Below are 8,156 nucleotides of genomic sequence, written 5' to 3' on the forward strand. Positions count from 1 at the left end.
GTTGAAGGTCATTAAGGAACTTTATCATTCTGACAAATTTACCATGAAATCGCCTTGAAATCAGCCGACGCGGGAAAATACGAATACGATGGATAACTGTCCAGCGCAATAAGCAACGAGGACATTTTTAATCATAAGCTCAAAGCCATTCGTTTCTAAAAACACTCGACCAATCCCTGTCCGGTGATGCCCATCATCAACATAAAGCTCACCATCTCTATTACACAGAGACCAATTTCGCTTTTCTTCTTAAAAAGAGTAATCAGGATTGCTTTGAAGGTTTCGAGCATAACGCTGACCACATTCGAGACCGTGAGGATTATCAGCGCAAGGAAATAAACCACCCAAGTTTTGCCAGCATGTCGGGGCTCTAGACCCCCACCCCGTCGGAGAGGTGAACATCCGTGACTTACCTTCGGCATGCGTAAATTTTTTTCATATCAGAGCCCTACACCGCAATACCATTAGCCAACAACCGTTCAATTGTTGGCCAGCTCATCTGCATACGCAGGTAATTACCTAAAAAAGCACTGCATTTCACTCTCAAGGAACCACGATGCCTAGACCTAAACGCGCGTCCGGCAACCACTTTACCCGTGGCGGACAAATTACTTTTCACTCCATTCGGATGTTCTTTCAAGTCAACAACACCTTAGTTTACACCGCCATTTGGTCGGTGATAGCGCTCACTGGCGTTCTTACCTGGCTACGCGCGCCCGATAACGCCTTTTGGTCTGTGTTCTACTACTGGCGCAATCATATCTATGCCAGCTTTGGGCACAATCTTAACAGCGAAGTCACGACGTTCTGGAGTGGAAAACGCTACGTTGGCACGCTCGCCTCCCAACTGGAAAATACCCAACTCATCAGCCTTTATGATGACGTCATTCGCCAAGCACAAATCAACTTCTTAATTGCCATCTGTATTGCCTTCGCTATTTTGATGCTCGCCATGAGTTTCTTTAAACGACAAGGCGAAAAGCAAAGTGAAGATTTCCACGTTCGAGGCTTTCAATACGCAGAACCCAAAGTGCTCACAAATGATTTGAAAAAACGGGCAAAGAAACTCAAAAGACAGGGTGTAGGCAACGGACGGATTTCTGATTTCAAAGTGGATGGGCTGGCCTTGTTTAAGCGTGAGTTTGAAGTTCAGCATATGCTCATCGACGGCACCACAGGGGCAGGTAAATCCGTCATGCTTCGTAAACTCCTGCGCTGGATACGTAAACGTGGGGATAAAGCCATTATTTATGATAAAGGCTGCACCTTTACCAGTAAGTTCTTTGACCCTAGCCAAGATACCTTACTCAACCCCTTCGATGAACGCTGCGCCAATTGGGATGTCTGGTGTGATGCTAAGGATGCCCCTGATTTTGAAAACATTGCGAACGCGCTTATCCCGCAACATGGTGAAGGTGATCCGTTCTGGGTTGATTCCGCACGGACTATCTTTTCTAGTGCGGCGTATCGCATGAGTAAAGATAATAAGCCCTGCTCGACCGCTCGATTGCTCAGCCTAATTTTAACCTCAGAGCTCGAAGCGTTGGGTAACTTCCTGCAAGGCACAGAGTCTGCTTCCCTAGTCTCCAAGGACATCAAAAAGACCGCCATCTCGATTAAGTCCGTTTTGGCCACTTACATTAAGAGTCTGCGCTTTTTAGATGGACTGGATGAAAAAGACGGTCAAGGTCAACCCAAACGCAAGCCGTTTTCCATCACCGCTTGGGTACAAGATGATAAACAAAAAGGCTTTTTATTCTTATCCAGTAACGCGCAGCAACACGCTTCACTGCGTCCTTTAATTTCAACTTGGCTTGCCATTGCCTCTAACGCTATTTTGGGACTCAAAGCCGATGAAGACCGCCGTATCTGGGTGATTATGGATGAGATGCCTAGTCTGCATAAACTGCCTGAGCTGGATAACATCATTTCAGAAGTGCGTAAGTTTGGGGGCTGTTATGTGATTGGTCTCCAGTCTTATGCGCAGCTCGTGAAAACCTACGGAAAAAATACCGCGGACGTTATTTTTGATTTACTCAACTCTCGCTTTTACTTTCGCGCCCCATCAGCGCAGATGGCGCAAATCTCATCCAAAGATTTGGGTGAGCAAGAGGTGGACGTCTCAAGAGAGAACATTTCTTACGGTGCAAATGCGTTGCGTGATGGGGTATCGATTGGTCACCAAACCGTCACCCGCCCTGTTGTCTCTAGCAGTGAAATCCAAGCCATGGATGATTTACAATGTTACCTTCGCGTACCAGGAAGCAGCTTTATCACTCAATTAGAGTTGCACTTTGATAAGATGCGAGATGTGACACCAGCCTTTATCAAACGTGAACACACCCTATCTCCAGCGATGATTAAAGCATACCAAGAAGCCGTTTACTGTGAGTGTGTTGCTCCAGGGCTTTTCCTTAGTGAAGAAGAGCGTAATGCTCTCTCAACCCGCCAATCAGAGCAATTTGACACTGCAGAAGAGATGAAGCTCGAGACAGCCCAAATCAAAGAAGCCACGCAAAGCAAAACGGTCAAAAATCTTGTCAATGATGATGCAGAAAATCTCAAATCAGACGGTCACTATCAAAAGCGCGCTCAACAAGATCTCGAAGAGTCGGCGATATCTCAAGATATCGGGATGGACGATATATCTGAATGATGAAAGGGAAAATAGCTAAATATTACCATGAGATGATAGAAGAGCAATTTATATAAATAATGAATAATTTAATATATAAGATTATTTTTAAGGCGTCTACTAAATAGGGGTAATTATATTTTCTATAAATCATAAACCACCTTAAATCTAACCTCAGTCAGAGTACAGGGTAAATTATAGAGAGGTCTTTATATGGAAAAGCAAAGAGAACGACGTCAATGGGGAACTTGGATAAAGAGTGTTTTCATCTTTTTTATCGGAGGGTTAATTTTTAGTTCACAAACCTATGCCCAAGGGAAAAAAACCTACACTTGGTTTATCAATAAGCCAAATAATGCAACCTCGTCAGCTCCTTCCTTGAAGGATCTAACTGTAAATGACATCTTGAGTGATGAAGATTACTTGAGTAAAAATACGAAAGAAAGACAGACTGGTATTCTCGTTGATGGGGTTATTCAACCTTGGGTTTATCATTGGGCTAGAATAGAAGATCGTCTAGATCCAGATACTGCCTTAAACAAGCTAAATCATCGTTATACCGCCCTAGTCCGTCCTAGGGCTACATTAGAAAGAATTCCTGACGCTATCACTAGCCCTGACCGTGTTCGATTTGATTATTGGGATTATCTTGAAGGAATGGTCTTTTGGGGAGGAAGCTCTCAAGAAGGCACAATTTTAGCCCCTGACCCTCAATGGATTGAAGAAGCTCATGTGAAAGGAGTCAAGATTTATGGCAGCGTCTTTTTGCCTAGTCTCTCCCATGGAGGAAATTTTCAAGATTGTCGAGATTTAGGGACAGTCAGTTTGATGACAAAGCTCATTGAATTGGCTGACGGACTGAATTTTGAAGGATGGTTTTTAAATGTTGAAAGTTTTTCTGGGGAGCAACAGCGAGAAACCTGTATTAATCAAATTGATTCAGCGCTAAGTGACAGTAGGATTACTACATTACAACAAGAAAAAAATATAGAATTTATAAAATATATTGGTTCAGAGGGCTATAGTGGTTGGATATCAGACGCCGATATTACTCCAAATGGCTTTATAGAACCAAGAATGAAAGCATCTCCTCATAGTAATGAAGTCGATTATTATCTCATTAGTGAATATGGTGCAGAAGCTTTAAACGAGATCAGAAATCCTGCTAAGTTCAATTCAAATAAGCAATATCTTATGTTTCCCAATGCTTCTTATTGGGGGCAGTTAGATCAGACAACTAAGTATACTATAAAAGTAGGTGCCCGAAACAATGCGGAACAAGTCGCCAAGCAATATTGGGAAGGAATGTTGGGTAACGATGAGCGTAAAGAATCAGAGGAGTATAATTGGAATGGTGTTTCTCAATATACTAAGAAGCGGAGTACAGATGCCCAGCTAGAACGTTTTCCTGTTCTTGCCTATCAGGATATTAATTTTCAAGGATCCTTGACCCATCTTAATTACGGAAGGTCTTCTGCTGAAGAGATAAATGCTATAGGAGAGATTTCGTCGATTAAGGTAGGGCCAAAAAGTTACGTTCGCTTATGTAAAAGTACTGATTATTCAAATTGTTTGACTGTATGGGGGCTGGATCTTGATTTTGTGGGCGAAGAAATGAACGATTCTATTGTCCATCTTGAGGTTGGTCCGCTTGAACTATACCCAGAAAATGTTGTTTTCTATACTGATCAGTACTTTCAAGGCCAAAAGTTGACTCTTGATCGAACTAACGCATTCTATGATACAACTGACATTTACGACAGGGCATTCTATCGATCAATTTCATCTTTGGTTGTGCCTCCAGGGAAAAAAGTACTCCTTTGTAATACAAGGACGGAAGACAGTTGTCAATTTCCCTATACTGGTACGGTAAAACTCGTAGCTGCCTCTGACAATGACGTCACACGTGGGGTTAAGATAATTGACCAACCGCAATTAACTTTAGCGACACTCTTTGCTCATCGAGACCAACAGCCTCCATTGTTTGAAATGCTCCAGCTTAACCATGTTTACAATGCTTCAGAGCTAGGGGATGTAGGTATTACTAGTTCTTCTCTTAGGTTGCACGATAAACAATATCAAGTGAAAGCTTGCCTTCAATCTAACCTAGGGGGCACATGTGATATCTACTATGCTGATAGTAATTATTTTGGTGATTTAAGAAATGACTCTTATCGCTCTTTTGTTATTGAAAAGCGTGATTTGAATAATGTTATAGGCCTCGCTTACATGGACCTTCAGTTACATGGACCTCAATATCCTTTGCTGACAGGGACGAATGAGAACTTCCCTGATATTTTTAGGGGAGGGATCTCTTCAATAAAGCTGCTCCTACCCGGCTATGAGTTTTCTTATTGCCTTACCGATAATCAACAAAATTTGGAATGTACTGGTTATAGGAGCAATGATTCTCTTGGTTTATCATCTGATTATGATGATAACAGAACCTTATCTATACGTATTCGTGAATAATTTTTTTAGGGTCAAGAAGGACTTTAAATTGAAATTTAAGGGATCCCAATAAGGTTAGCAATTTCGCCTTATATCCTCGCTCGATCGGGCGGGGATATAAGGCGTCAGTCGCGATAGCGGCTTAATCTGGTGTTAGGTGTTATTGGCTTTCTACATATGCTTTAAGAGTTTCTATTGTTGCCCCTCCTGCTGTACAAGCAAAGTAATATCGCGACCATAAGCAGCGCTTTTGCTTTGCCTTGTTAGGTGGGTATCCTGCAATCTAAGCATTCTTGATGATATGGATTTGAGGTTATTCACCATCACGCTAATTGACAACTTTGGCGGATATGATAACAAGACTAATAGGGAAAATTTGCAGAATGGAACGATCAAAACACTGCATTTTAATAACTTAAATTTCCAACGCTAGTACTACTTGGAGAGCCTCACCCACTCTTGCCTCACGTTGTTTCCCTCAATGGAGAGCACCAATGAAACCAAGATTCCGACACAAACGTCAACACAGTGCGCGATTAAAAAACTAAAACACCCACCATGATATGTCCCCTGAAAAACAACCCGAATCACTCTTTGTTCTCGATATGCTCGACGGCAACGACTGGTGACCCCTTGTACTCACTAATCCAGCTTACGCAACATAGAGGTTACACCCTAGAGCCTTATCATCACGATTAATCACTCAACCCCCGTCCCAAGCCTTGCCATTGCAAGGCTTTTTTACGTTCATTTATCAAGGAATTACCATGTCAAGTAAGACCATCTTGAATTCTGACCATTTACCGATATTAAAAAAACAATTACACACTATTCTCAATCAACTTACCGATGCTGAAATTATTTCAAACAGCCCAATTAAAAAAAACACATGGTTATCGATTTGTGCTCAAGCGATAGGTTATAGCGACTGGGACGACTTAAAAGCGCAGACAGTAACGCACCACGTCTCAGCCCATAACATTGTATTTAACCAAGTGTCCATTATCCCTTTTATTCAGAGCGTGAGGGTAAGTCTAGGAGAGCACATCGACAACATTGAAGGATTTGCCTGTGTCATTCTAAGGAACTTAACTCCCGAAGAGCGAAACGCCATGAACGGCAAGGAAGGTGATCTTCCACCCTTACCCAAAGCCCCGACGTCCTATACATTAGAACTAGGTCCCAATACTGTTTATGCTTCCGACCTTTTAGATTGGCTCTGGCCTACCACCAAAAATCACCAAGTGGCCCCTATAAATAATCACTATTTAGAGCACGTGAAAGAAAAGCGAATTAACTTGAGTAAGCCACAAGTAAAAAAGCGCTCATTAGATGTTTACCCGCGCTCTGGCATGTTAGTAAGGGACATCTTAGGACAACTGGTTTCAGAGGGGTATCTAGAATTCAACGACACGCAAACATGCGTATCTTTTACACAAAAAGGTTTCAATTATTTAAATGGAAAAATGACCAACGAATATGACTCTGAATGGAAAGGATGGTTTAAGGCGTTTGTAGCTCATATCAAAAAAATCCCATACCGATACATCAAAATAGATTGGACACCCTATATCTATTTATATTCACGTGGAATGTCCCCCATTGAGGCGGCAAAAAATCTTGAATGGTCAGAATGCTACACTCAAGCGCACTCTGAGATCCGCTCCGCTCTTAAACACCAACTCAACATCAACTTACCTCTGTATCCCAAAGAACGATACCTGCAATTTACGCCCAGAATATTTCTGACACCTGAGCTTACCAGCAACAAGGTAACAGACATTCATTTTGAATTTATAGGACCCGACTGGGCTAAACCAAACGGCAATCCAAAAACAAAGCGCTTTTGGCCAAACAAACGCTACGTGTCTGTTTATTTAGATACCTCCCCCAAAAGTCGAGGTTGGTATGCCGTCATTCCCGATGAGGTTGATTGTTTTCAAGTGAGCTACAAATGGACAAGCCGGTCCCATTCTTTTTCAAGCGTCACCCATCATATGACTTACCAGTTAGAGCCAAATATAGAGTGTGCTCAAGATTGGCTGTATGGCAATGAGTGCATGAAGCATTCTGATTCTTCGAAACCAGCAATGGCCGCCGATGAATATAGCTTTAACCGTCTAGAATGCCTGACTCATGGCAAGCATTTAACCAAGGAAGAAATAATAGCGTTAGACCGATTTAAAGCGGGCATTACGTCCATTCACATTGATGAAAATGGCGTCACCATTCACGAAGAAAGAACGTTAACCGCTAGCAATTCATTTGCTTGTGTTGGGATCATTTTGTAACCGCAGTAACAGCACCCACCACTCAATTCATCGCCATCATTGGTGATTGGCATTACACAAGGGAACACCGTCATGCTTTCTATCAGCCCTCTTAAATCCGCTTCTGGCGCTGCAAAGTACTACCTAAGCGAAGAAACCCCCAAAGACCTACCTGACGTCTCTTTAGAAAAAGATGCCGGTGATAACTATTACCTCAAAGAAAAAGACCAAGAAGAAAACACCTTCTGGCATGGCAAGCTGGCCATCGAAGCGGGACTGGCTGGCAAACCCGTAGAGCAAGCCACCTTAGAATCGGTCCTCTCAGGCAGTCTTGGTGATGAAACTATTAAAGGGAAAAGGGGGAAACACAAATCAGGCTTCGACCTGACGTTTTCTGCGCCTAAATCCATCAGTGTTCTCGCGCTTATTGGCGGGGACACCCGCCTAATAGAAGCGCATAACAACGCAGTGAAGTTCGCCTTAACAGAGCTTGAAAAAGACGTTGCACAAGTCAAAGTCACTCATAAGAAAGGCGTTCAAGAATACGAAAATACGGATTCGATGATATTTGCGGTCGTGCGCCACAAGACCAGCCGTGAAAACGACATGCAAGTGCACTCGCACGCTCTCGCAGCTAACATGACTCGAGACCAAGAAGGGGATTTACGCGCTTTATCAACCAGCTTAAAACAAAAAGGGGGCGTCATTAACGGCACAGGCGAGCGCATCTACAACTTCCAAAAATACTACGGTATCTTGTACCAGAGCCAATTAGCTAAGGAGGCAGAAACCCTCGGTTA

Annotated in this window: 4 protein-coding genes and 1 pseudogene; 4 read left to right on the forward strand and 1 reads right to left on the reverse strand. The window is 42.8% G+C overall.

Features of this window, described 5'->3' with window-relative positions; all coding sequences use genetic code 11:
* Positions 1-556 precede the first annotated feature (556 nt).
* Together traD and AB4503_RS22655 are read left to right on the forward strand one after the other, a co-directional pair.
* Positions 557-2,656 (forward strand): type IV conjugative transfer system coupling protein TraD, encoded by a 2,100-nt coding sequence (gene traD / locus AB4503_RS22650; RefSeq protein WP_102491807.1) that lies wholly within the window; start codon positions 557-559, stop codon positions 2,654-2,656.
* 192 nt (positions 2,657-2,848) lie between these two features.
* Entirely contained in the window at positions 2,849-5,107 is a 2,259-nt protein-coding gene (locus AB4503_RS22655) for an endo-beta-N-acetylglucosaminidase (RefSeq protein ID WP_102428832.1), read from the forward strand.
* A gap of 139 nt (positions 5,108-5,246) precedes the next feature.
* Here the strand turns inward: AB4503_RS22655 and tnpA are convergent.
* Positions 5,247-5,449, reverse strand: a pseudogene (gene tnpA / locus AB4503_RS22660) (IS200/IS605 family transposase); the annotation flags it as partial.
* Between the two features lie 404 nt (positions 5,450-5,853).
* Here tnpA and AB4503_RS22665 point away from each other — a divergent pair.
* On the forward strand, positions 5,854-7,377 hold the full coding sequence (locus AB4503_RS22665) for a hypothetical protein (RefSeq protein WP_102533714.1): 1,524 nt from the start codon (positions 5,854-5,856) through the stop codon (positions 7,375-7,377).
* 72 nt (positions 7,378-7,449) lie between these two features.
* On the forward strand, positions 7,450-8,156 hold a 707-nt coding region (mobF, locus tag AB4503_RS22670), incomplete at its 3' end, for a MobF family relaxase (protein ID WP_372070876.1).

The organism is Vibrio sp. 10N.222.55.B11 (assembly GCF_041473705.1).
GTDB lineage: Bacteria > Pseudomonadota > Gammaproteobacteria > Enterobacterales > Vibrionaceae > Vibrio > Vibrio crassostreae_C.